The sequence below is a fragment of the Blautia sp. 1001283B150304_161114_C9 genome (genome assembly GCF_015668165.1).
GTDB classification, from domain to species: Bacteria; Bacillota; Clostridia; order Lachnospirales; family Lachnospiraceae; genus Blautia_A; species Blautia_A wexlerae.
The window spans coordinates 58,029-82,802 of sequence record NZ_JADPGO010000001.1; the positions used below are offsets into that span (position 1 = coordinate 58,029).

Consider the following 24,774-nt stretch of genomic DNA (forward strand, 5'->3'; position numbering starts at 1 on the left):
TTTTTCGGCAATTCCGGTAAATATGTTGTATCAGTGTACGGAGCCTTCTCTGATCTCAAAGTTTCCATATACTATCAATATCCCTCAGAATCATCCCCCTGATAATCACTGTTATCTTCTGTATAATCACCATATCCATCTGAATCATCTGAGTTTCCGTCGTCATATGATGAATCACTTTCTCCATCTTCTGAGATATCAGAACTCTGGTCATCTGCGGAACTTTCATCTCCTGAACCGTCTCCCGACTCATTAGATGCCGCATCCAGAGATTCCTGTGTAGGCTTCGGTCCCACATAATTACCGGATTCGTCATACTCACCTGCTCCGGTATAATCCCCTTCCTCATCATAACCACCATTCCAGTTCTCAATTGCTTCCTCAAGAGCAGTCTTCGGTTTTGCACCTACATAATTACCATCCTCGTCATACTCGCCGTCTCCGGTATAATTGCCATCTTCATCATAACCGCCATTCCAGTTCTCAGCAGTAACTTCTTCCTGTTCCAGTTCTTCTTCAAAGGTATTGGACTCCGTAGCCACACTCTCCATATGAAGAATACCTTTTTTTCCCTGGATTTTGGGCAGAATCGCTATCACTCGGTTCATCTTCTCTTCCAGATCAGCATCTTTTCCGAGCTGAACAGTTATATCCCCATAGATGAGGCTGATAGAATAGCTGCTGTCAAACTGGATATGATCGGGGATCATATCATTTTTCTGAAAGATTGTAGACAATGCTACAGCTGTATTCAGTACAGTATCTCCTTTAATATCCAGTTTCTCGTCCATCACAATGCTGTTCACCTGAATTCCGTCAAAATACGGAACCGTCTCATCTCTGTTCTGAGAACCCTCCACAAAAATGCCATTTCTGTCAAAATAAATGTAACTGTCAAGATATCGGATGCATCCGACTGTTTTTTTCTCTTTTACACTGATACAGATGGTATTTCGGTTCAGCTGGGTAACTTTAAATGCATCTACATATGCAATGTCCTCTGTATTTGTAGTGCTGTAGAGCAGTGGTGCAAGGACCGAATTGGAAGCCATCGGTCCCCGAAGCACCATATTCTTTACTTCTTCGTCTGTATAATGGGAAGTTCCCCTCACCTCAACAGTATCTACTTTATAATAGGAAAAAAATACTATCACAGCGACCATAACTCCGGCGCCTATCATACCTGCCAGCATCTTCTTCGTCCTTTTACTCATAGGAGGTCTTTTCCCATAATTACTTTCTCTCATAAATCCTCAAATCCTCTGTCCCCGGCTGCCATATTCTGCAGCCCAAAGTCCGTAAATCTTCACAGATATGCTCATAGCCCCTGCTGATAAACCCGGCTCCTGTAACACAGGTTTCTCCCTCTGCCATAAGTGCGGCAATGAGCAGGGCTGCACCACCTCTGAGATCTCCTGCCTGTACCTGTGTTCCCTTAAGAGTTTTTCCCCCTCTTATGATTGCCTGGTTTCCGCTTACGGAAATATCTGCGCCCATTTTTTTCATCTGAAAAGCACTGCCAAATCTCCGGTCAAAAATATTTTCCCGTATGGTACTCTGTCCCTGCGCACCTGTCAGCACCGCCATCAACGGAGCCTGCAGATCTGTGGGAAAACCCGGATAAATTTCTGTTTCTACTAAAACAGCCGGTCTGACAGCATTCTTTCCATTGACCTCTAGTGTACCACCATTTACTTGATATTGTCCACCTATTTTCCGATATACTTCCATAAACGACTGCAGCTCCTCCACAGGTACATCATGAAGAATAATCTTACTTCTTGCTGCCGCAGCCGCACACAGATAGGTACCTGCAACAATACGATCCGGAGGAATACGGTATTCTCCGCCGTTCAGTTCATCCACTCCTCTGATCGTAATTTCACCGGTTTCTTCTCCTTCTATCAGTGCTCCCATTGTTTTCAGATATCTGCAGAGCCAGAAAACCTCCGGTTCTTTCGCACAATTATAAAGATGTGTTACACCTTTTGCAAGAACTGCTGCCAGTATTGCCTGTTGAGCAGCTCCCACACTCGATTTCGGAAACACAATATCCTGCCCTTCAAATCTGACACATTCTCCATCCAGGCCTGATGCATTTTCCCGGACATCCGCGCCAAGTGCTCTCAGTGCCATAAGATGGAAATCTATTGGTCTTTTCCCGATCGTACATCCGCCCGGATACCCTATCCTGCATTTTCTGTTTCTTGCAAGCACCGCACCTGCCAGAATGATCGAAGAACGCATTCTGCCTGTATAGACTGCAGGAATTTCTGTTCCGTCTGCGCAGGAACAATCCAGATAAAGATCATGATCGTCCCACCAGGTCACTGCACCAAGACTTTTCAAAATCTCTTCCATACAGAAAACATCTGAAATTCTGGGGCATCCCCTCAGAATGCTTAGTCCTCTGTGCATCAGAGATGCGGCTATCATTGGAAGTGCTGCATTTTTAGATCCCTGTATAAAAATCTCTCCGCTGAGAGAAGCTTTACCTGTTACATGGATTTCATCCAACCTTTTGCTCCCAAAGAGTCTCTTACTTTACAGTTTATGGCTTTTTCTATTATATGTTACGTCATTCTGAAACCTGTAATTCAATTTATCCTGTCACATTTCCCAACATTCATCGCAAGTCCCATTTCCCCAAGAAGAAACACTGCCGAAGTTCCTCCATAGCTGATAAAAGGCAGCGTAATGCCTGTATTGGGGATTGTATTGGTCACCACTGCAATATTCAAAATAACCTGAAGAGCCAGATGCCCCATAATCCCGCAACAGATAAGAGCTCCGGCCAGATCTTTTGCATGCATGGCAGCCACCCCCAGCCGCCACAAAAGCATTGCAAACAGAAAAATCAGAAAGATAGCTCCGGCTGCTCCCATTTCCTCACATATAATCGAAAAAATCATATCATTCTGTGCTTCCGGAACAAATCCAAGTTTCTGCAGACTGTTTCCAAAGCCTCTGCCGAATATTCCGCCGCTGCCAATGGCATACAATCCCTGGATCGTCTGAAATCCTTTTTCATATTTCTCCGGATTTCTCCAGATTGCAAGACGTTCCAGACGATAACTCTCTGCAGCAAGAAAAACAGCTATGAAACCTGCACCTGCGCTGCCAAGCCCGATAAATTCCAGATATCCCGGATTGGATACAAAAATCAGGATTCCACCGATACCCAGAATAATGATCGCTGTACTCAGATTATTTGAACCTACAAGACCAATGATTGGCAGCAGGGTCAGTATTGTCCTGCACATAAATCCAAATCCCATGGTTGCTTTTTTTGTCCGCTCGATCTGCCATGCAAGAAAAAGGATCACAGCAACTTTCGCAAACTCTGAAGGCTGAAAAGATAAAGGTCCAAGATTCAGCCATCTTTTTGAGCCGTTGATCTCCTGACCTACAAAAAGTACTGCGCCGGACAAAAACATTGAAATCAGATATGCCACTGGTCCCAGCCTCAGAAAAAAATGATAATCAATGGAAGAAACCATATACATCACTCCCATACCCAATGCTGTGGCAAATAACTGTTTCTTAAAATAACAGGCAGAGTCGCCGAAACGTACTCTGCCATTATATTCACTGGAGCTGAATAATACTGCCAGACCAAAAATCACAAGCAGTACTATCAGTACCAGCATCGTCATATCTGTTTTTGATAAATCTGTCGCTCTTTTTCGCGCCATCTGTTTCTCCGCAAAATTATCTATAGCCGGTCACTGCAGCTTCGTCTTTCTCTGCCGGACAGCTATAATTCTTACTTATAGATATTCTACAGATTTCTTACATATTCCTTGAACATATCTCCACGCTGTTCATAGTTATCAAACTGTCCCCAGCTTGCACATGCGGGAGAAAGCAAAACAGCATCTCCAGGCTGTGCTTTCTCCTCACATACCTTTACTGCCTCTTTCAGATCTTCGCAGAGGATGATGTCATGGAAACCATGTTTCTCAGCAGCTTCTTTGATTTTCTCCTTTGTCTGACCGATCAGCACCAGATAACGTACCTTTCCGTCAAATGCCTCAATCCATTCATCATAACCGGACTGTTTATCATAACCGCCGCCGATCAGAAGTGTCGGACGGTTCATTGCCTGGATTCCTTTAATTGCCGCATCCGGGTTAGTTCCTTTGGAATCATTATAATATACAACGCCTTTTTTCTCTGTCACATATTCGATTCTGTGTGCAACAGCTGTAAATTCACAGATGCTCTTACGGATGCTGTCCAAGGATACTCCATCGTAGTAAGCCATTGCAACTGCGGCCATAACGTTCTCAAAATTATGTTTTCCAAGAAGCTTCAGATCTTCTGTCTTAACTACTTCGATTTCTTTTTCTCCGTCCTTCAGGATGATTTTATTTCCATCCAGATAAATTCCCTCATCCAGTTTACGTCCGCTGGAGAAATATACCACTCGTGGAGTCAGATGTTTTCCAAACTCACGCAGAACCTCATCTTCATAATTCAGCACGCATACATCTTCTGTACCCTGATTCTCAGTGATCAGTTCTTTCACACGTATATACTCTTCCATTGTATGATGACGGTTCAGATGGTCCTCTGTAATATTCAGGATTGCAGATACCTTTGGTGCAAACTCATCAATCGTTTCCAGCTGAAAACTGCTGATTTCTGCAACAGTTATAGAATTTGGCTTCATCTCCAGTGCTTTGGAAGTATATGGGGTTCCGATATTGCCGACTACAAAAACAGACTCACGTGCATCCTGCATAATTTTTCCAAGAAGTGCTGTTGTAGTAGTTTTTCCGTTTGTTCCTGTAATGGCAAGCACTTCACCGTCACCTACTCTGTATGCCAGTTCCACCTCTCCCCATACCGGAAGCCCCTGCTCATAAAAACTCTTTACAAGTGGAAGATCTGTCGGCACTCCGGGGCTTAAAACTACCAGATCAAGACTGTCCTGTACTTCTTTCGGAAGTTCTCCTGCATATACAGTGACCGGATATGTCCCATCTGTTTTATGTACAACTGCGTCTTTATCTGTTTCGGCATTTCCGTCATAGATAACCGGAAATGCTCCTACCTTTGCCAGAAGGTCAGATGCTCCGATTCCGCTTTTTCCGGAACCGAATACAAGTACCTTTTTTCCCTGTAATTCCATAATAATTTTCCTCCCTTTTATCAGCATAACGCTGAAATCTGCTTAGCCAAAATCTTACAGTGCCAGCAGTGCGACCATACACATAACCGCTGTAATAACTGAGAATACCGCAACTACACGTGTTTCAGACCATCCGCATAACTCAAAATGATGATGGATCGGTGCCATCTTAAAGATACGCTTTCCATGTGTTGCCTTGAAATAAGTTACCTGAATGATAACGGAAAGTACTTCGATCAGATAGATCAGACCCACGATCAGGATAAATAACGGCATCTGCATCACATAAGCCGTACCTGCAACAAAACCACCCAGTGCCAGAGAACCTGTGTCTCCCATAAACACTTTTGCCGGATATACATTAAACAACAGAAATCCCATCAGACCTCCCACAACTGCACCTGTGATCGGCTCGATCCCCGATTTCATTCCAATAGAAACTACTGTAAAAAATACTGCAACGATCAGAGTCACACTGGAAGCAAGACCATCCAGACCATCCGTAAAATTAACTCCATTCACAGTACCGATCACAGCAAAGAAAAGAACCGGAACTGCCAGCCATCCAAGATTCAGGAAATGTCCGCTCCAGAATGGGATTCTCATAGTCAGTGAGATATCTGTATACTTAACAATATAAAATACAAAAATCGCAGTCAGAACTACCTGAAGTAAAAATTTCTGCCATGGCAGCAGTCCATCTGAGCGTTTCAGCACAACCTTCAGATAATCATCCAGAAATCCGATAATTCCAAATCCAAGAGTCAGGAACAGTACCGGAATGATCTTCGGATAATCCCCTACATAAAATAATGCAGTTATCGCTGTGGCGATCAGAAAGATCACTCCACCCATTGTAGGTGTTCCTGCTTTCTTTAAATGGGACTGTACGCCCTCTGTTCTTTCTGTCTGGCCCATCTTCAGTCTCCGGAGAAAAGGAATGATGACCGGTCCTAATACAACGCTGATTGCAAAAGAAATCAGCACAGGGATTACAACTTGAAATTCCATCTTACACCTCGTTCATTCTTTCGTTTTTTCCTGAAAGTTTTTTACTTTCAGATTTCTTTTAGTATAAGGCTTTTTTGCTTATTTATCAACCCTGCCTGCGGAATTTCCCTAATTGCCTTCTGCAGAAAAATCAGAAACATCACTTTTTTCAATTCCAAGATATGGCAGGATATTCTCAAAAATACCACGTATCACAGGTGCAGCTACTGTCCCTCCATAATAGATTCCTTTCGGATCATGAATAATACACAGTCCCAGTATCTGCGGATCTTCTGCAGGTGCAAATCCCAAAAAAGAGGAAATATAACGATTTGCACTTCTTGGCAGTGTCTGGGAAGTGGCAGTTTTCCCACCGATGGCATATCCTTCAATTTTTGCATTTTTTCCGGAGCCCTGAGATACTACTGTTTCCAGGATTTCTCTTATTTCCTTCGAAGTATCTTCAGAGACAATTCCTTCCTTTACCGGAAAAATCAGTTTCTCACCCTCTGTTCTGTCAGGATTTAACACTGCGACTCCAAAATGCGGTGTCACCCGTCTGCCTCCGTTTATAAGTGAACTTACTGTTGCAGCCAGCTGAACAGGCGTAATCTGAAAAGACTGTCCAAAAGAAACCGTTGCCAGTTCCACTTCTCCCATATTTTTCTTCTGATGCATAATAGTTCCTGCCTCTCCCGGAAGATCTGTCCCGGTTTTATCCAGAAGTCCAAACTGTCTGAAATACTTATAATAACGTTCTATCCCAAGGCGAAGCCCCACCTCTATAAACACAGGGTTACAGGAATTCTGTGCACCTTCCACAAAATTCTGGGATCCATGTCCTGTTCTTTTTGCACAGTGGATTCTGCGATCCTCCACCACTTTATATCCGGGACAATAAAAACGGTCCCCAGGTGAAACAACACCAGCCTCCAGTCCGGCTGCCATGGTGATGATTTTAAATGTGGAGCCCGGTTCATAAGTATCATTCAGGCAGGGATTTCTCCACATCTGATTCAGTAATTCCTGCTTTCTTTCTGTATTTGTTTTTCCTGATGCTGTCTGCACTGCCAGTTCACTTTGTTTATTGTGATCTTCCGACGGTATTGTTATCCCGGATTCATTTAACTGCATATTCAGATCATCTGTCAGGGTAAAAGGATCATTCAGGTCAAATTCCGGCACATTGACACATGCATATATTTCGCCGTTCTGTGGATTCATCAGCAGGATAGATACACGTTCTGCCTGCTTTTCCTCCATTACTTTCAAAGCTGACTGCTGCGCAAATTCCTGAATATTTACATCAAGGCTGATCATCAGGCTTTTCCCCTCTATCGGTTTTTCCCTTGTCTCACCCAATTTATCAATTTCCACACCCCTGGCATCTGTTGTTGTCAGGATTTTACCCGGCTGTCCCCTCAGGATTTCTTCATATTTCACTTCCAGACCGATAATTCCCTGATTATCGCCTCCCGTAAAGCCAATGACTTTTGAAGCCAGACTTCCACATGGATAGTAACGCTTATAATCCTCATCAACTTTCACCCCTGCCAGACTGCACTCTCTTATCTCATCACCTGTACTTTTTTCCACATTTGTCTTTACTATTTCTATGGAAGAGATTTTCTCCACTCTTTTTCTCACTTCTGCCTCATCTATTTTCAGTTTTTCAGACAGCAGGGCGATTACTTTTTCAGGTTCTTTAATCTGACTGTGGATCACAGAGATTGTACATACCGTCCTGTTTGATGCCAGAACTTTTCCCCTTGCATCCAGAATCTCCCCTCTGGCCGCTTTGATCTCTCTCTCTCTTTCGTGAAGTTCTTTTGCTTTCTTATAATAATAGTCTGATCTGAAACACATAAGATATACCAGTCTTCCGATAAGGCCTGTCATCATTAAAATACAGCAGAGTAATACCACCCATATTTTTCTCTTGTGAAACGTCATATTTTTTTTCATAAAAAAAGCTCCGCAGAGATTGTCATAACAATATATGACCATTCTCTGCGGAGCTATAACTATACGTTTTTATTCCAGACCTGCTTCTTCATTGGTAATACCGTCTGTCTCTTCGTCATTATCCTCAGTCGTCTCAGCTTCATCATCCTCCAGAGGTGCAGGTGCATCAGGATTGGATACTGCATCTCCTGAAGAATCTGCATCCGTACTTCCCGAAGCACTGACAAGATTTGTAGACATCTTATAATTGCCTTCCTCATCCAATATGTGATCTCCATTGGCATCCAGCAGATATCCGTTTTCATCAATCCGGTTTCCATCCCAGTCTATCAGATTGCCATCTGCATCCACCAGATTACCGTCACTGTCAAGTTCGCTGTCCGATATGGAAGTACTCTTTAAATGTCCCTTAAACCCTTCCCACAATTCTGTCTCCGGCACTGTTCCATCTTCAGATTCATCCGGCACTACATTCAGATACGGAAGAAGCTCCGAAAGGATTCCCTGTGCAATATACTGCGGATAAGTACTATTTGCCTGATCCTCTACATTCGGTTCATCTACAACTACATAAATTACCACAGCCGGGTCATCTACAGGAGCAAATCCAATAAAAGAAACCAGATATTTTCCGTTTCCTCGCGGGTATTTCTCCGCTGTACCTGTTTTACCGCCTGAACTGTAACCCTGCACTTTGGAATGACGGCTGGTACCCTGCTGTACACTCAATGCCATATAGCTTCTGATATCACTGGAAATTCTGGAGGAAATCGTCTGCTTCAGAAGTATCGGCGAGATTGTTTTTACAGTTCCGCCATTACTGTCAAGAACCTTTGTCACAAGATGCGGCTGATAATAATATCCGCCATTGATAACGGAACTCATCGCATTGATTTCCTGGATCATGGTACAGGTAAAACCCTGTCCAAAAGCAGAACATGCAAGTTCTGTTTCCCCCATACTGTCCTTAGTATGGATAATACCTGCACCTTCATTCGGCAGGTCAATCCCTGTCCTTGTTCCGAAATTAAACAGACTCTGTGCTTTGATAAACTGAGTAGCTCCCATCTTGGCACCAATCTGCATCATTGCATCATTACAGGAGTTTGCAATTACCTCTCCCAGTGTCTCTGTGCCATGTGCACTCGGATAAACCGCACACTTGATCATAGTATCTCCAAAAGTCTGCGATCCATCGCATACAAATGTATCTGTTTCCTGTATCGCACCCTTTTCCAATGCAGAAGCCATGACGATCGGCTTTACAACAGATCCCGGCTCATAGGCATCTGTGACGCAGAAATTACTCCACATACCATTCAGAGCCTCCACTGTTTCCACATCATTCATCGCTTTGATTTCATCTTCTGTATATACAGTGGAAAGATCTCTCGGATTATTCAGATCATAACGGTCACCACCATCCATGGCAATAATCTCACCGGTGGACGGATTTTCAACAATGACACCTATATTCTTGGCCCCCATTGCCTCTTTAAATCCATTAACATATTTCTCAACAATCTGCTGTGCACCGATGTCAATGCTGGTCTGAATGCTTTTTCCATTCACCGCAGCAATAATGGTCTGCTCCACATCTGAATCATCATTGATATACCCATACTGTCTTCCGTCTACGCCTGTCAGTGTGCTGTTATAGTACCCTTCCAGTCCGATATCTGCCACATCTCTGTCCAGTGCAAAACCAATTGTATCGCATGCTGTTTCATTAAACGGGTAACTTCTCAGATAATCCTCTTCAAACCAGACGCCTTTGATATTTGCCCGTTCCTTTGCCTGCGCTTTAGTAAGACCGGAATCTTCATCCTCTGCCTTATATTTTTCAAATTCTTTCTTTTTGTCCATAGACAGCTGTTTTGTCAGTACCTGATACTGACTCTGGCTGGTTCTTGAATCGGCCAAAAGAGAACGCACTATTTCTTCATCAATCCCCAGCACCTCATTTAAGGCACGTATTGTTGGCTCTACATAGTCCTCATCTGAATTTACAGTTTTACAGTCCAGGATCACATTATAAACTTTATTGCTGGTAGCCAGTATATTTCCGTTCTTGTCATAAATATCGCCTCTCTTTGCCGGCAGTACCTGGCTCTCATATTTCTGCTGTGCCTGGCTTAACACCTGTTTTTTGTATTTGCTTCCACTGGTAGCATTAATATAAGTAATTCTCAACACTAATATTACCAGAAGCAGTAACACAATTCCAAACAATATCAGCAGCTTTTCTTTCATGTTTTGATTTATTTTTCTCTGTGGTCTTCTTCGACTCTTTCTTCCCGTATTGCTCAATTAATCACCTACTTTGAATCTGGTATATCCTGATACTGTCTTACATAGCTGTTACCCGATGTAGAATAGGTTACTGTCTGATCATCTGACGGATATTTCATCCCCAGTCTCCCCAATGCAGTCTGCTTGATCTTATTCAGATCCACATTTGATGTCACCTGGCTGTAATATGCATCATTGTCTTCTTTTAAATCTGCCAGTTCTTCCTCAAGAGATGCAACTGTACTCATCTTTGCGGTAATCTCTGATTTGTAACGAAGATATTTCACAGAGCAGAATAATATCGCCACACATACAACTGCCAGAAACGCTACAAATCCCCAGTTCATTGCAGTCGCCTTCTGCCTGTTCTTCTGTGCTTCTTTACTCAACTGATGTTTCTGCCTTGGTACCTGCGCAGGACTCGCCTGCACTCTTCGGTTTCGATTGGTCTGCTGCCTTCCCGGATTCTGTCTTCCCGGCTGCCTCTTTCTCTCCGGAACTTCTGCAAGACGTCTGACCGTATTTCCGTCAACATACATTCCTCTGTTTGTTCTGGCACTGGTTCTGCTTCTTCTTGCTGTTTCACTCCTGGTCGTTCTCGCCATTTCATGCCTCTCTAATTATAATACTCTCTCAAAAATCCGAAGCTTTGCACTTTTGGAACGCGGATTCTCTTCCATCTCTGTCTCCCCCGGAAGAATCGGCTTTCTTGTGATCACTTTTCCTTTGGATTTCTTCCCGCATACGCATACAGGAAAATCTGAAGGGCAGGTACACGGATTCTCATTTTTTCTGAAAATCGTCTTTACAATTCTGTCCTCCAGAGAATGAAAAGTGATAATGCAAAGTCTTCCGCCATCATCAAGGATATCGATCATTCCATCCAGAGAATCCCGCAGCACATCGAGCTCTCTGTTAAGCTCAATACGGATTGCCTGAAAAGTTCTCTTGGCCGGATGTCCTGACTTCACCTGCATCTTCATGGGAATGGATTCTCTGATAATCTCTGTCAGTTCTCCGGTGGTTGTGATCGGTTTCACCTGTCTGGCGGCAACAATATGTTTTGCAATATTTTTTGCAAATTTATCTTCACCGTAATCACGAATAATACGGTATAATTCTTTTTCTTCATAGCCATTGACAATATCGCCGGCTGTCTGCGTCTGGCGCTGGTCCATGCGCATATCGAGCGGTGCATCTACCCTGTAGGTAAAACCGCGTTCTTCATTGTCAAGCTGATAGGAAGATACTCCAAGATCAAGGAGAATCCCGTCGACTTTATAGATGCCTCTTGCTGCCAGTTCCTGTACCATGTAACAATAATTGCTGCGAATGATCGTCGCCTGTTTATAGGGGGCTAACCTCTCACTCGCAGCAATTATCGCATCCTGGTCTTGATCTATGCCAATAAATCTCCCCTTGGCAGAAAGTTTCCTGCATACCTCACCGGCATGCCCTGCACCTCCTAAAGTACCATCCACGTAGATTCCGTCCGGTTTGATATCCAAACCTTCAATGGTCTCTTCCAGTAATACAGATTTGTGTTTAAATTCCATCTCCGTCTCCTGTCTGGATTTACTTTGCAAGATACTTCAAACGAGACCTGTCAGATTGTGATTCCCATGTCCTGCATGCTCTCTGCAATGCTGTCCATGTCATCATAATCACAGATCTCATTCCATTTTTCTTTGCTCCAAACTTCAATTCTGTTCAGATTACCTGTCAGAACCACATCTTTCTCCAGACCGGCAAATTCGCGCAGTGTCTGCGGTACAAGGATTCGTCCCTGCCTGTCCAGTTCACATGTAGTTGCTCCAGCTACAAAGAATCGTGAAAAAGTTCTGGCATTTTTATTTGTAAGTGGTAAAGATCTGAGCTTCATTTCAAAGGATTCCCATTCATCCATCGGATAAATGTAAAGACAGCCATCAAGCCCTCTTGTCAGAACAAACTCTTCCCCTAAGAGCTCCCTAAATTTAGAAGGAATGATCAGACGCCCCTTCGCGTCGATCGTGTGGTTATACTCTCCCATGAACATGTTACTCACCTACTCTCGCAAAATCTGAATCTCCCCTTCAGATTTCTCAGGTGGTAATGGACTCTGCCGTTATTCCCCACTCACCACCACTATTCACCACTTTCTACCACTTATGTGCTTATTCTAAACTATTTAGGCTGAAAAAACAAGGGGGAGAAAAAGATTTTTAAAATTTAGAACTCTGTTAACATTTATGAAACAACCTTATTTTTACGAGAAAAATGGGCTTTTATACATAAAAAGTGGGTTGAATTTCCACTTTCAACCCACTTATCTTTCAGATATATGTTTTTTTACTGTTCTTCTTTTGAATTTGTGGGAGAAGTTCCCACATCTGGCTTTACCTGTTCATCCATCTCCGGCCGGATTTCCGGTTCCGGTTTCATTTCAGAAGTCTCAGGAAACATCTGTTTTTCTTTCACTGACTCATCCAGAAATCTTTTTTTCCTCTGCCGGCGTATAGTATCTCTTTTCTGTGCCATCACTCTGCGTATGATCACTACAGGCATAAAAACAGCAAATAATATAGCGGAAATTACCAGCGAAATCCCCACTTTTGTCCCCGGAATATAAAGCTTATCTGTTCTGAGCCATTCAAAGAAAAACCTTCCCAGACCATAACCTGCCAGATAGATCATAAACAATTCGCCTTCATATTTCTTTTTTCGGCGCATGGCCATCAACAGCAGAAATAACAGCAGACACCACAGACTTTCATAAAGAAAAACCGGCTGAACCTGAATATATGAAATCCCGTTTATGGTCAGCAGATTATCCCTCATTGCTCCCGAAACTTCTCCTGACCGCACAGCTGAAACCGGTATCTGCATTGCCCATGGCAGATCTGTATATTCTCCGAAAGATTCTCTGTTAAAAAAGTTACCCCAGCGCCCTATAGCCTGTCCCAGAAGTATTCCGGGACACGCAATATCGGCACTCTGCCAGAATGACGTTTTGGTAATCCTGCAAAATACCGCTGCCGCAAGAAATCCAAAGAGCAGGCCACCATATAAAGCGTAACCACCATTTCGAAAGTCCAGTATGGCATTCAGATTTTCTTTATAAAATCCCCATGAAAAAGCCACATAAAATAATCTGGAACCTGCCACTGAAACCAGCAGGGAGATAAGTATCATATCGAGATACCTGTTCTGATCTTCCCCATTTCGTTTCGCTTCAAGTGTCACAAGTCCCATTCCAAGAAGAGCACCCACAGCAATCAGTACTCCATATATGGTAAATTCCATTCCAAATACCTGAAATGAGCGCGGCACATAGTCAAAGACCAGGCCGGGTCCCGGAAAACGTATCGACATTTCCATAAATCACCTGTTCATCATACATTGAATCGGAATAAGATCACATCTCCATCCTGTACAACGTATTCTTTACCTTCCATTCTTACAAGACCTTTCTCTCTGGCACCTGCATAGGAACCACAGTCCAGAAGATCCTGATAATTTACAACCTCAGCTTTAATAAATCCTCGCTCAAAATCTGTATGGATCTTACCTGCTGCCTGCGGAGCCTTTGTTCCGATTTTAATCGTCCATGCTCTTGTCTCATCCTCACCTGAAGTAAGGAAACTCATCAGTCCAAGGAGATGATAGCTTGCTTTTACAAGTTTCTCAAGTCCTGATTCTGTCAGTCCCAGATCCTCCAGGAACATTTTCTTCTCATCATCATCCAGTTCAGAGATCTCTTCTTCGATTTCTGCACAGATAACGAAAATCTCACTGTTCTGCTCTGCCGCATATTTGCGCACTGCCTGTACATGGCTGTTGCTTTCACCGTCATCAGCCAGATCTCCTTCTGCTACGTTTGCTGCATAGATCACAGGCTTCCAGGTAAGCAGATTATAAGTAGACATCCAGGCTTCTTCATCTTCATTTTCCATTTCCATAGTGATTGCCATCTTGCCATCTTCCAGATGTGTTTTTACCTTCTGAAGGAAATCAAGCTCCTTGGCAGCCTCTTTGTCCATGCGTGCTGTTTTTGTAACTTTTGCAATTCTTCTCTCAAGGATCTCAAGGTCTGAGAAGATCAGCTCCAGATTAATAGTTTCAATATCACGGATAGGATCAATACTTCCATCTACATGGATAACATTGGAATCTTCAAAGCAGCGGACTACATGAACGATTGCATCTACCTCACGGATATTTGCAAGGAACTGGTTTCCAAGGCCTTCTCCTTTGGATGCTCCCTTTACAAGTCCTGCAATATCTACGAATTCAATTACAGCAGGTGTCACTTTCTTGGAATGATAAAAATCTCCAAGAAGCTTCAGTCTCTCATCCGGCACTGTAACAACACCTACATTGGGGTCGATCGTACAGAATGGATAGTTTGCTGATTCTGCGCCTGCTTTTGTAAGTGAATTAAATAATGTACTTTTTCCAACATTCGGTAATCCGACGATTCCTAATTTCATTTCTTTCTATATCTCCTTTAAATGTATTGATTTTATGGTATTTTCAGATATTTTTACTGCACTTTCATTATTCTAGCATAACCACTTATTATGTGCAAGTACGGTATTATCGCAGCACGCTTAATCCCGCGACATTATCATAAGCAATGTTCCAGACCGATAGGTAACTTTTGCCTTGTCACTGACAATCTCATTACTCACTGTCAGGCCACTGTCTGCTGTTGTCAGGTGATAATGGTCAAGTGAATATTTAAATCCCTCCAACGTCAGTCCTGTCACATCTCCTTCTAACGGAAAAAATGATATATATTTCCCAAACTGTTCTGATTTTTTTATGATTTCTCCATCTGAAACAAGTTTCATATAATTATACTGATCTGCCAGTATCACTTCCACTTCCTGATTCTTTGCCAGAACAAGAAGTCCGAAATTTGCCATCAAATGATCCACTCTGTTTCCGGTCGCTCCAAGGATTATGATCCGCTTTGCACCGTTTCGAATTGCATAATTCATGGCAGACTGTGTATCTGAATCATCTTTTTCCGGTCTCAGGCGGATAACTTTTATTTCTTTTTTCTCATTTCTAGAGCCTTTTTGCACTTTCCACTCATTCATTCCCCCATAGGGAATTTCACTGTCCATACTTTTTTCTTCCTGAATTTCCAGAAATTTTTTCCCATCTTCAGACAGACTGTCAAAATCTCCAATAACTGCATCCGGCAAAAGCTGATGCTCCAGAAAGAATTCCAGCCCTTTATCAGCTGCGATCAGACAGGCTTCATTCTTTTTTAAAAAATCGAGGGCAAAATCACTGTGGATATTGCCCCCGCTTACAATTATCGTATCTATCATGCTCTTCCTCAGTCAATCCTTCTTATGATCTCATCCATTCGTTCTCTGGCATGTTTTACATTTTTTGCCAGATCATCGTTGAAAACATAAGAACCTGCTACCAGCAGATTTGCACCTGCTGTGAGCACTGTCTCCATTGTCTCATCATTGATGCCACCGTCAACCTGAACATCTACATCCAGATTCTCGGCCTCGATCAGTTCACGTACTTCCCTGATCTTTTCCGTACATTCTTCCATATACTTCTGACCGCCAAATCCCGGCTGTACAGTCATGATCAGAACCATATCCACATCGCTGAGCATATGACTTATATCGTTTACAGGTGTAGCCGGTTTGATGGAAACTCCCACCTTCACACCTGCTTCCCTGATCTGTTCAATAGTTCTCTCAAGATCTTCACATGCCTCCGCATGTACTGTAATGGAATCTGCCCCACATTCCACAAAATCTCTGATATATCTCTCAGGCTCTGTAACCATGAGATGTACATCAAAAAACAACTTTGATTCCTTTCGGATAGACTTTATCACCGGCATTCCAAAAGAAATACTCGGTACAAAATCACCATCCATAACATCAATATGAAGCCATTCAATCCCCTCTTTTTCCAGGGTTTTGATCTGTTCGCCCAAACGGTTAAAATCTGCCGATAAAATAGAAGGGCACAACTGATACATAATTAGAATCTCCTTTTCTCTTTTAATTCATTATAAAGTCCCAGATAATCTTCATAGCGAAGCTGGCTGATCTCATGCTCAGCCAATGCTGCTTTCACGCCACAGTCCGGTTCATGGATATGTCTGCATCCCTGAAACCTGCACTGTTCTTCATATCTGCGAAACTCCGGAAAATACGCCTTAAGTTCCTGTTCTTCTATATCTGTCAGATATAAAGAAGAAAATCCCGGTGTATCCATCAGATAAGTATCATGTCCCACCGGTATCACCTGAGAATGACGCGTGGTATGCTTTCCACGTTTCAGCTTCTTACTTATCTCCCCGGTTTCCATCTGTACATTTTCCTGCAGTGCATTGGTAATTGAAGATTTTCCCACACCGGAAGGTCCTGCAACTACAGTTGTTTTTCCTTTCAGGATCTCACGTATTTCATCCAGCCCCTCTCCATTAAAAGTACTGGAAAAAATCACATCATATCCACAGCTCTTATAGGTTTCATATAAAAGCTCCAGTTCTTCCTGTTTTGCAAGATCTTTCTTGTTAAAACATATGACTGCCGGAACATTCTCTTTCTCCATCATGATCAGAAAACGGTCAAGCAGCATAAAATTAGGTTTAGGATTCTCCATCGCAAAAATCACAAAAGCCTGATCCACATTGGCAACGGCCGGACGGATCAATGAATTTTTTCTGGGAAGGATGGCAGTCACACTGCCTTCCTTCTCCTGTTCATCCAAAACCTCTATCTCCACATTATCCCCTACAAGAGGTTTCTGTTTATCTTTTCTGAATATTCCCTTTGCTTTGCATTCATAAATCTCATCATTTTCTGCATAGATGTAATAAAATCCTGCAATTCCTTTTATTATCTTTCCCTGCATGGATCATTCAGCCTTAGCAAATGTAATAGAATAATTTCCGAGTTCCTGATAAGTTCCGCTAATCTGTTCAGACAGATACAAAGTACCCTCGCTGATACCAGGTGCACCTGTGATATCCAGATCATACGGGAACTGGATTACCTGATCTTCCAGAACAACTGAAGCTGTCGGTGTTCCGTTTACATTCTGGATCAGTTCCAGACGAACCGGACCTCCGGAATATCCTGATGGAGTATTCAGAGTCTGTGTACATTTCCATACTTCCCCGGCTGCTGCCGCCGCACTGTTATCTGCTGTCTGTGCCGGAGCATCAGATGATGCAGCAGTATCTGCGCTGTCACTCTGAGCCGAAGGTTCCTGAGCTCCGGTACTTACTGTGATCACAACATTTACATTATCCGGATCTTCCCAGTTTCCGGCTTCCGGTTCCTGTGAAATTACTTCTCCTTCTGCCACCTCTGTACTCTTTTCCTCTTTTACTTCCACATTGAGGAACTTACCAAAAGTAGTAACTGCATCATTCTTTGTCATTCCGACAACACTTGGAACCTCCACACTGTCTCCATAGTCCACACCTCGGCTGACAAGCAGTGTTACGCTGTCTCCTGCTGAAACAGAGTTTCCGGCTGCCGGAGTTGTGGAGACTGCATATCCCGGATCTGTAACCGGAGTACCATCATCATTTAATTCACTGTATTCTTTCTGTATCTCAACAGTTAATCCCATATCTTCCAGAGTCTGCTGTGCATCTACTCCGGTCTGTCCATCCACATCCGGAATTGTGATCTGCTGCGCACCCTTGCTGATATAATACTTAATGGTCGTATACTGCTCTACTTTACTTCCCTTTGGAATATCCTGTGAAGAAATGGTTCCTTTTGCCTGATTTGAAGCCTCCTCGCCCATAGGCTGAATACCCAGTTTCATATCCTTTGTGATATTCTTTGCTTCATCCTCTGTTTTTCCTACCAGATTCGGCACAGTTACCATTCCGTCATCATCTGATTCCGATGTATCTGAGGCCTCAGTTTTTTTGTCTGTATCATTGTTACTTCCAATAAGTCCGGACGCCTTTCCTGCGACCAGAATGATTGCTATCAGGATTACAACCCCCATCAGAAGCATTACAATAGTCAGCCCATGTCCGCCTCTTTTTTTCTTTTTCTCAGGCTTATCTGATTTCTTCCTGTGCTTTTTCACTTCCGGCTCATCATCATAATCTGTTTCATTGATTTCTTCTTCCAGAGCCTCAGGTTCTGACTTTGCGATCTGCTTCGGCATATGTTTGATCTCGCCAAGCTCCTTATCTGAGATCACAACTGTTTTTGCTTCGTTATCCACAGACGTCAGCGTTACGAAATCTCCCTGTGGATCGATCAGAGAATGCTTCAGATCTGCGATCACATCCTCCATGTTCTGATAACGGCGATCCACGCTTTTCTGTGTACATTTCAGAATGATCTGCTCCAGACTGTGGGGAAGCTCCGGTGTATAAACACTTGGAGGAACAATCTCTTCCTGAAGATGTTTGATAGCAATAGCTACTGTGGTATCTCCGTCAAAAGGAACCTTCCCTGTAACCATTTCATACATTGTGATACCCAGTGAATAAATATCACTCTTCTCATCACTGTATCCGCCTCTGACCTGTTCCGGTGAACTGTAATGAACAGATCCCATTACATTTGAGCTTATGGTATTGGAAGAAGCGGCTCTTGCAATACCAAAATCTGTTACTTTTACCTTTCCATCCATGGAAATGATAATATTCTGCGGTTTTACATCACGATGTACAATCCCATGGCTGTGTGCAGCTTCCAGTCCCATGGAGACCTGGATTGCAATACTGGTTGCTTCTTTTACAGAAAGCTTTCCCTTTTTGGAAATGTACTCCTTGAGAGTAATTCCCTCAATAAGCTCCATAACAATGTAATAAACTCCGTTATCGTCACCAACATCAAATACATTCACTATATTCGGATGTGTCAGAACTGCTGCAGCCTGAGCCTCACTTTTAAACTTGCGGATAAACGTCGTATCCTCTCTGAATTCCGGCTTAAGAACTTTTACAGCAACAAACCGATTCAGCTTATGGTCTTTTGCCTTGTATACGTCCGCCATTCCGCCGGTACCAATTTTTCCTAATATCTCATAGCGTTCTGCTATGATCGTTCCCGTTTTTAACATGCTTTCACCTCGTCTGCGAATGGTTCTACCAATACAATTGCAATATTATCCTTGCCGCCATTGCGATTTGCTTCTCTTATAAGTATCCTGCCTTTTTCATCCAGATCTGTAGATGTGTCAGAAATGATTTCCCTCAGCTGGCTGTCCTCAACCATATTGCTGAGCCCGTCCGAACACATCAAAACTACATCTCCGGGTTCCAGTTTCAGATCAAAGAAATCAATATCCACTGTTTTCTCTGCTCCAAGTGCTCTTGTAATGATATTTTTCTTCGGATGCTTCCTTGCCTGTTCAGGGTCAAGTTCTCCCATTCTTACCATCTCCTGCACCAGTGAGTGATCCTTTGTTATCTGCTGAATCTTCTCTCCGATCACATAAAGTCTGCTGTCACCTACATTTGCCACATAAGCGTAATGTCCTACGATAGTAGCTGCCACTATCGTTGTTCCCATTCCTCTGAGTTTCTCATCCTGCTGTGCCTGGGTAAGAATCTCGGTATTTACACATTCAATGGCATGACGGATTACCTTTACCGGATTAAAATCCGCATCCTGCCGGATTTCCTCCACCATAGATGTAACCGCATGAGAGGATGCATAATCACCTGCATTATGACCACCCATACCATCTGCAACAACAAACAGATTCGGAAGATTTCCAACCGGGTCAGCAGTTGCGAACACATAATCCTGGTTCATCTTCCGCTTTTGCCCGACATCAGTAGCTGAATATATCCTCATGTCACTTCTCGCTTTCTGTTTTTTCCATATAACTTTTTCTTAACTGTCCACAGGCACCATCAATATCACTGCCCATTTCTCTTCTAATAGTAACATTTATTCCACATTTTTCAAGTTTTATTTTGAAATTCTCCACAGCCTGTCTTGTTGAACGCACAAAGGAACGTTCCTTAATAGGGTTTACCGGGATCAGATTTACATGGCAGTTCATATCTCTGATCCTGCCGGAAAGTTCCCTTGCATCCTCATCGCTGTCATTAACTCCGGCTACCAGACTGTATTCAAATGTGATCCTGCGCCCGGTTTCTTTAAAATAATAACGGCAGGCTTCCAGAACCTCATCCATGCTGTATTTGTTTGCGATCGGCATCAGTTCCCGTCGCTTCACATCATTAGGTGCGTGAAGGGAAAGTGCAAGTGTCATCTGAAGCTTTTCTTTTGCAAGGTCATAAATCTTCGGAACCAGCCCACAGGTAGATACAGTCAGGTTTCTCTGACTGATATGAAGTCCTCCGTCTTCTGTCAGGATATGTATAAACCTGAGAAGATTTTCATAATTATCAAGAGGTTCCCCCGTTCCCATGACCACAACATTGGAAACTCTTTCTCCTGTCAGAGCCTGTATCCTGTATATCTGATCCAGCATTTCTGACGGGAGAAGACATCTGGTCAGTCCTCCTATGGTAGATGCACAGAATCTGCATCCCATGCGGCATCCCACCTGAGAAGAAATACAGACAGAATTTCCATGTTTATACCGCATGAGAACACTCTCTATCACATTTCCATCACTGAGACGGAACAGATACTTCTGTGTACCGTCAATCCGGGATGTTTGTACATCTACCATCTTCAGTGCTGTGACAGGATATTCTTTCAGTTTTTCCCTCAGGCTTTTGGAAAGATTAGTCATTTCATCATAAGAAGTAACAAGGTGTTCATGCAGCCAGCTGTAAATCTGCTTTGCACGAAAGGGCTTATCTCCCAGAGTGATCATCAGTTCCTTTAATTCGTCGATTGTCATTGACTTAATGTCTGTCATTACTTATTTTCTCCTGAATTTTGCAATAAAGAAGCCATCTGTTTTGTGTACTCCCGGCAGCAGTTGAAGATAACCCAGAGCTGTAGTCTCAGAATGCAATTCTTCCGGAAGATACGGATCAATACTCTCCAGTTTGAACGGATGATTATTCATAAACCACAACATATTCTCTTCATTCTCTTCCTTTGCGATAGTACAGGTACTAAATACCAGCACTCCGCCCGGTTTCACATATTCTGCCGCATTGTCAAGGATTGTTCTCTGAAGGATCACAATCTCTTCCTGCTTCTGTGCTGTCACCCTGTATTTGATCTCCGGCTTCTTTCCAATTACTCCATATCCGGAACATGGGACATCTGCCAGGACGACATCTGCCTTGAGTTCTGAATCTACATCAAATACCGTAGCATCCATCACATGAGCCTGTATATTAATGCAGTCTGTTCTGTGAATATTCTCTTCGATCATATCCACTTTGTACTGGCTGATATCGCGTGCATCTACTGTTCCGTAATCTCCCATTTTATCTGCAACATGGAGACTCTTTCCACCAGGTGCTGCGCACATATCTATCACATAATCCCCTTTTTGCGGATCTGCAATTTCTGCCACCAGCATGGAGCTTACATCCTGCACCTGGATTTTCCCCTGTATAAATGCATCCAGTGCAAGAATATGGTTATAATTTGAAATTTCATATGCATAGGGAAGATAAGGTGCAGGTTTCACTTCCACTCCCTGATCGACCAGGCTCTCATAAATCTCTTTCTGTGGATATTTATGAGTTCTGCAGCGTACTGTGATCGGTTTCTCAGTGAGAAAATCTGTAAGAATCTTTTCTGTTTTTTCTTCCCCGTAATCCTCAAGCCAACGGTTTACCAGTGTTTCCGGCATAGAATATCTGACAGACAGATATCTGACCGGATTTTCTTCCCTTGAAGGAAGTTTCAGATTTTTCCACTCTCTGGCAATCGTACGAAGAACACCGTTTACAAAAGGTTTCAGGCTGTAAAAGCCTTTTCTCTGTGCCAGCTTCACCGCTTCATTACACACTGCGCTGTCCGGCACACTGTCCATAAACCTGATCTGATAAACTGCACTTCTCAGGATTTCCCTGATCACAGGCTTCATTTTATCTACAGATACTTTTGAATATGAATCAATAATATAATCTATTAAAATACGATATTCCAGTGTTCCTTCGCAGACTCTGGTAATAAAAGCTCTCTCCTGTCTTGGAAGGAACTGATATTTGGAAAGAGCATTGCGGATAGCGATATGGCTGTGTTTTCCCTCTTCCTCGATTTCCAGTAATATCTGCAATATCAGTTCTCTTGTATTTATTCCATTAGTCACGGTCTCTTCCTCCGGCAAGTATGATCAGTCTTAAAAGCTGCAGAATTGATGAAGCAAGTGCTGCAACATAGGTGAGTGCCGCTGCTGTAAGGACTTTTCTTGCACCTTTTACCTCATCAGCTCCAAGTATTCCTGAACTTCCAAGCATTTTCAATGCTCTTGAAGATGCATTAAATTCTACCGGAAGAGTTACAAGCTGAAAAAGAACCGCAAATGTAAACAAAATGATTCCAACAGTCAGCAGTGGACGGATTGAGAAAATCAGTCCTGCCAGAAACAATGGCCAGGAAAGTGTGGAACCGATGTTTGCAACAGGCACAATCGCAGAGCGAAGATTCAATGGCACATAGTTAGCCGCATGCTGGATAGCATGTCCGCATTCATGCGCAGCCACTCCGATCGCAGCCACAGATGTTTTATCATATACATCCTGAGAAAGTGCCAGTTTCTTACTTCTCGGATCATAGTGGTCTGTCAGGCTACCGGATATGGGTACTACCGTAACATCCGTAATTCCTGACATACGAAGAATCCTTCTGGCAGCATCGGCACCTGTAAGTCCCGATGCACTGCGCACTCTGCTGTAAACAGAAAACGTACTCTTTACCTTTGCAGATGCCAGCAAAGACAGCACCATTCCGATAACGAGCAGTAAATAAGTAGGATCAAAATAATAATATCCGTACATCTAATCACTCCTTATGATCTGTAAAAACAATTCCAGTTTCAATGTGATATCCCCGGAGAAAAGCTTCTGTTTCCATACGCTTCTTACCTTCCAGCTGTACCTCTGTAAGGATCAGCACTCCTTCTCCACATGCTGTATGGATTCCCTCTTTATCTGCCAGGAAGATTGTCCCCGGAACAGCATCTGTTTTCTCAGTGCTGACTTTACATTTCCACACTTTCAGAGTTTTTCCATTAAGAAATGTATAAGCACTTGGCCATGGATTCAGGCCGCGTACAAGGCGTTCCAGTTCTTCTGCCGATTTTCTGAAATCCATCAGTCCCATCTGTTTGGTGATCATAGCCGCATAAGGTGTAGGACTCTCCTCCGGCTGTTTTTCAAACTCCGCAGTTCCCTGCTCAATAGATGGAAGTGTCTTGATCAGCAGATCAGCACCGGCCTGCGCAAGTTTTCCAAACAGGCTTCCACCTGTTTCTGTCGGAGAGATTGGAATCACTATCTTTGAGATCATATCACCGGTATCAAGACCTTCTCCCATCTGCTGGATCGTTACACCTGATACTTTTTCCCCGTCGATCACAGCCTGCTGGATAGGAGCTGCTCCTCTGTATTTCGGAAGAAGAGACGCATGAATATTAATACATCCAAATTTCGGAAGTTCCAGGATTTCTTTTGGAATAATCTGTCCATATGCAGCAACAACTATGATATCAGGATTGATTTCTTTCAGAATCTCCAGAAATTCAGGGTTATTTCTCACTTTCTCCGGCTGATATACCGGAATATCGTGCATAACGGCTTCTTCTTTTACAGGTGTTGGCAATAATGTCTTACCTCTCCCTTTTGGTTTGTCAGGCTGAGTCACCACTGCTGCCACCTCATATCCGGCTTCTGTCAGTGCATGTAATGACGGCACTGCAAAATCCGGTGTTCCCATAAATACTATCTTCATTTGATTATCACTCCTCATCCTCATCATAGGAAACCTGATGAAGTTCTCCTTCTACCAGTTCTGTATACATATGTCCGTCCAGATGATCGATCTCATGGCAGAAAGCACGCGCAAGAAGACCTTCCCCTTCATATTCTACTTCATTCATATCTTCATTCAGAGCTTTTACCTTTACATAGTTCGGACGTGTTACCTGACCAGCCATTCCAGGTACACTTAAGCATCCTTCATCACCAGTCTGTTCGCCTGATGTTTCAAGGATTTCAGGATTGATCAGCACGATAGGACCTTCTCCTATATCAATCACAACGATACGCTTCAGCATACCTACCTGTGGTGCAGCAAGGCCAACTCCCATTGCATCATACATGGTTTCAAGCATATCCCCGATCAGATCATGAATACGTGGTGTCATCTTTTCTACCGGTCTGCTGACCTTTGCAAGTACTTCGTCGCCCTGTAATCTGATTTTTCTAAGTGCCATTTCTTTATTCTCCTCTTCTTTGATTATGATGTTAGGATCAAAAGATATTTTGCCCC

General features: G+C 43.1%; 22 protein-coding genes. All 22 read right to left on the reverse strand.

Going from position 1 to position 24,774, the window contains the following annotated elements:
* Positions 1-74: 74 nt before the first annotated feature.
* On the reverse strand, positions 75-1,214 hold the full coding sequence (locus tag I4V44_RS00255; RefSeq protein WP_243280153.1) for a cell division protein FtsQ/DivIB: 1,140 nt from the start codon (positions 1,212-1,214) through the stop codon (positions 75-77).
* 19 nt (positions 1,215-1,233) lie between these two features.
* Positions 1,234-2,517, reverse strand: coding sequence for a UDP-N-acetylglucosamine 1-carboxyvinyltransferase (gene murA, locus I4V44_RS00260; RefSeq protein ID WP_196002121.1), 1,284 nt, complete (start codon positions 2,515-2,517; stop codon positions 1,234-1,236).
* Positions 2,518-2,597: 80 nt separating this feature from the next.
* Positions 2,598-3,695, reverse strand: a complete 1,098-nt coding sequence (locus I4V44_RS00265; protein WP_008706519.1) for an FtsW/RodA/SpoVE family cell cycle protein — start codon at positions 3,693-3,695, stop codon at positions 2,598-2,600.
* Positions 3,696-3,781: 86 nt separating this feature from the next.
* Positions 3,782-5,137, reverse strand: a complete 1,356-nt coding sequence (gene murD / locus I4V44_RS00270; RefSeq protein WP_008706517.1) for a UDP-N-acetylmuramoyl-L-alanine--D-glutamate ligase — start codon at positions 5,135-5,137, stop codon at positions 3,782-3,784.
* 54 nt (positions 5,138-5,191) lie between these two features.
* On the reverse strand, positions 5,192-6,148 hold the full coding sequence (mraY, locus tag I4V44_RS00275; RefSeq protein WP_025578129.1) for a phospho-N-acetylmuramoyl-pentapeptide-transferase: 957 nt from the start codon (positions 6,146-6,148) through the stop codon (positions 5,192-5,194).
* Positions 6,149-6,256: 108 nt separating this feature from the next.
* Positions 6,257-8,092, reverse strand: coding sequence for a peptidoglycan D,D-transpeptidase FtsI family protein (locus I4V44_RS00280; protein WP_196002122.1), 1,836 nt, complete (start codon positions 8,090-8,092; stop codon positions 6,257-6,259).
* A gap of 69 nt (positions 8,093-8,161) precedes the next feature.
* On the reverse strand, positions 8,162-10,345 hold the full coding sequence (locus I4V44_RS00285) for a peptidoglycan D,D-transpeptidase FtsI family protein (RefSeq protein ID WP_196002123.1): 2,184 nt from the start codon (positions 10,343-10,345) through the stop codon (positions 8,162-8,164).
* Positions 10,346-10,410: 65 nt separating this feature from the next.
* Positions 10,411-10,989, reverse strand: a complete 579-nt coding sequence (locus I4V44_RS00290) for a hypothetical protein (protein ID WP_020993617.1) — start codon at positions 10,987-10,989, stop codon at positions 10,411-10,413.
* Positions 10,990-11,004: 15 nt separating this feature from the next.
* Positions 11,005-11,940, reverse strand: a complete 936-nt coding sequence (rsmH, locus tag I4V44_RS00295; protein ID WP_008706511.1) for a 16S rRNA (cytosine(1402)-N(4))-methyltransferase RsmH — start codon at positions 11,938-11,940, stop codon at positions 11,005-11,007.
* 50 nt (positions 11,941-11,990) lie between these two features.
* On the reverse strand, positions 11,991-12,422 hold the full coding sequence (gene mraZ, locus I4V44_RS00300) for a division/cell wall cluster transcriptional repressor MraZ (RefSeq protein ID WP_020993618.1): 432 nt from the start codon (positions 12,420-12,422) through the stop codon (positions 11,991-11,993).
* Between the two features lie 293 nt (positions 12,423-12,715).
* On the reverse strand, positions 12,716-13,738 hold the full coding sequence (gene lgt / locus I4V44_RS00305; protein WP_243280154.1) for a prolipoprotein diacylglyceryl transferase: 1,023 nt from the start codon (positions 13,736-13,738) through the stop codon (positions 12,716-12,718).
* Between the two features lie 20 nt (positions 13,739-13,758).
* Positions 13,759-14,856 carry a redox-regulated ATPase YchF gene (ychF, locus tag I4V44_RS00310; RefSeq protein WP_008706507.1) on the reverse strand — a complete coding sequence of 366 codons (1,098 nt, stop codon included), beginning with the start codon at positions 14,854-14,856 and terminating at the stop codon, positions 13,759-13,761.
* Positions 14,857-14,976: 120 nt separating this feature from the next.
* Positions 14,977-15,708: a thiamine diphosphokinase gene (locus tag I4V44_RS00315; RefSeq protein WP_196002125.1), complete on the reverse strand. Its 732-nt coding sequence runs from the start codon at positions 15,706-15,708 to the stop codon at positions 14,977-14,979.
* A gap of 8 nt (positions 15,709-15,716) precedes the next feature.
* On the reverse strand, positions 15,717-16,391 hold the full coding sequence (gene rpe, locus I4V44_RS00320) for a ribulose-phosphate 3-epimerase (RefSeq protein WP_025578154.1): 675 nt from the start codon (positions 16,389-16,391) through the stop codon (positions 15,717-15,719).
* A complete protein-coding gene (gene rsgA / locus I4V44_RS00325) occupies positions 16,391-17,269 on the reverse strand; it encodes a ribosome small subunit-dependent GTPase A (RefSeq protein ID WP_008706503.1) in 879 nt (292 codons plus the stop codon). Before rsgA ends, rpe begins: the two co-directional genes overlap by 1 nt.
* 3 nt (positions 17,270-17,272) lie before the next feature.
* The gene (gene pknB / locus I4V44_RS00330) at positions 17,273-19,456 is read right to left on the reverse strand and encodes a Stk1 family PASTA domain-containing Ser/Thr kinase (RefSeq protein ID WP_196002126.1); all 2,184 of its coding nucleotides are present in this window, start codon (positions 19,454-19,456) and stop codon (positions 17,273-17,275) included.
* On the reverse strand, positions 19,450-20,196 hold the full coding sequence (locus I4V44_RS00335; protein ID WP_196002127.1) for a Stp1/IreP family PP2C-type Ser/Thr phosphatase: 747 nt from the start codon (positions 20,194-20,196) through the stop codon (positions 19,450-19,452). The genes pknB and I4V44_RS00335 overlap by 7 nt, the downstream gene beginning before the upstream one ends.
* A 1-nt stretch (position 20,197) precedes the next feature.
* Complete coding sequence (gene rlmN, locus I4V44_RS00340; protein WP_196002128.1) at positions 20,198-21,238, reverse strand: 23S rRNA (adenine(2503)-C(2))-methyltransferase RlmN; 1,041 nt, start codon at positions 21,236-21,238, stop codon at positions 20,198-20,200.
* Positions 21,239-21,241: 3 nt separating this feature from the next.
* Positions 21,242-22,594, reverse strand: a complete 1,353-nt coding sequence (gene rsmB, locus I4V44_RS00345) for a 16S rRNA (cytosine(967)-C(5))-methyltransferase RsmB (protein ID WP_196002129.1) — start codon at positions 22,592-22,594, stop codon at positions 21,242-21,244.
* On the reverse strand, positions 22,587-23,282 hold the full coding sequence (locus I4V44_RS00350; protein ID WP_196002130.1) for a zinc metallopeptidase: 696 nt from the start codon (positions 23,280-23,282) through the stop codon (positions 22,587-22,589). Before I4V44_RS00350 ends, rsmB begins: the two co-directional genes overlap by 8 nt.
* 4 nt (positions 23,283-23,286) lie before the next feature.
* Positions 23,287-24,234: a methionyl-tRNA formyltransferase gene (gene fmt, locus I4V44_RS00355; RefSeq protein WP_118573824.1), complete on the reverse strand. Its 948-nt coding sequence runs from the start codon at positions 24,232-24,234 to the stop codon at positions 23,287-23,289.
* Between the two features lie 7 nt (positions 24,235-24,241).
* A complete protein-coding gene (gene def / locus I4V44_RS00360; protein ID WP_196002131.1) occupies positions 24,242-24,718 on the reverse strand; it encodes a peptide deformylase in 477 nt (158 codons plus the stop codon).
* Between the last annotated feature and the right edge of the window lie 56 nt (positions 24,719-24,774).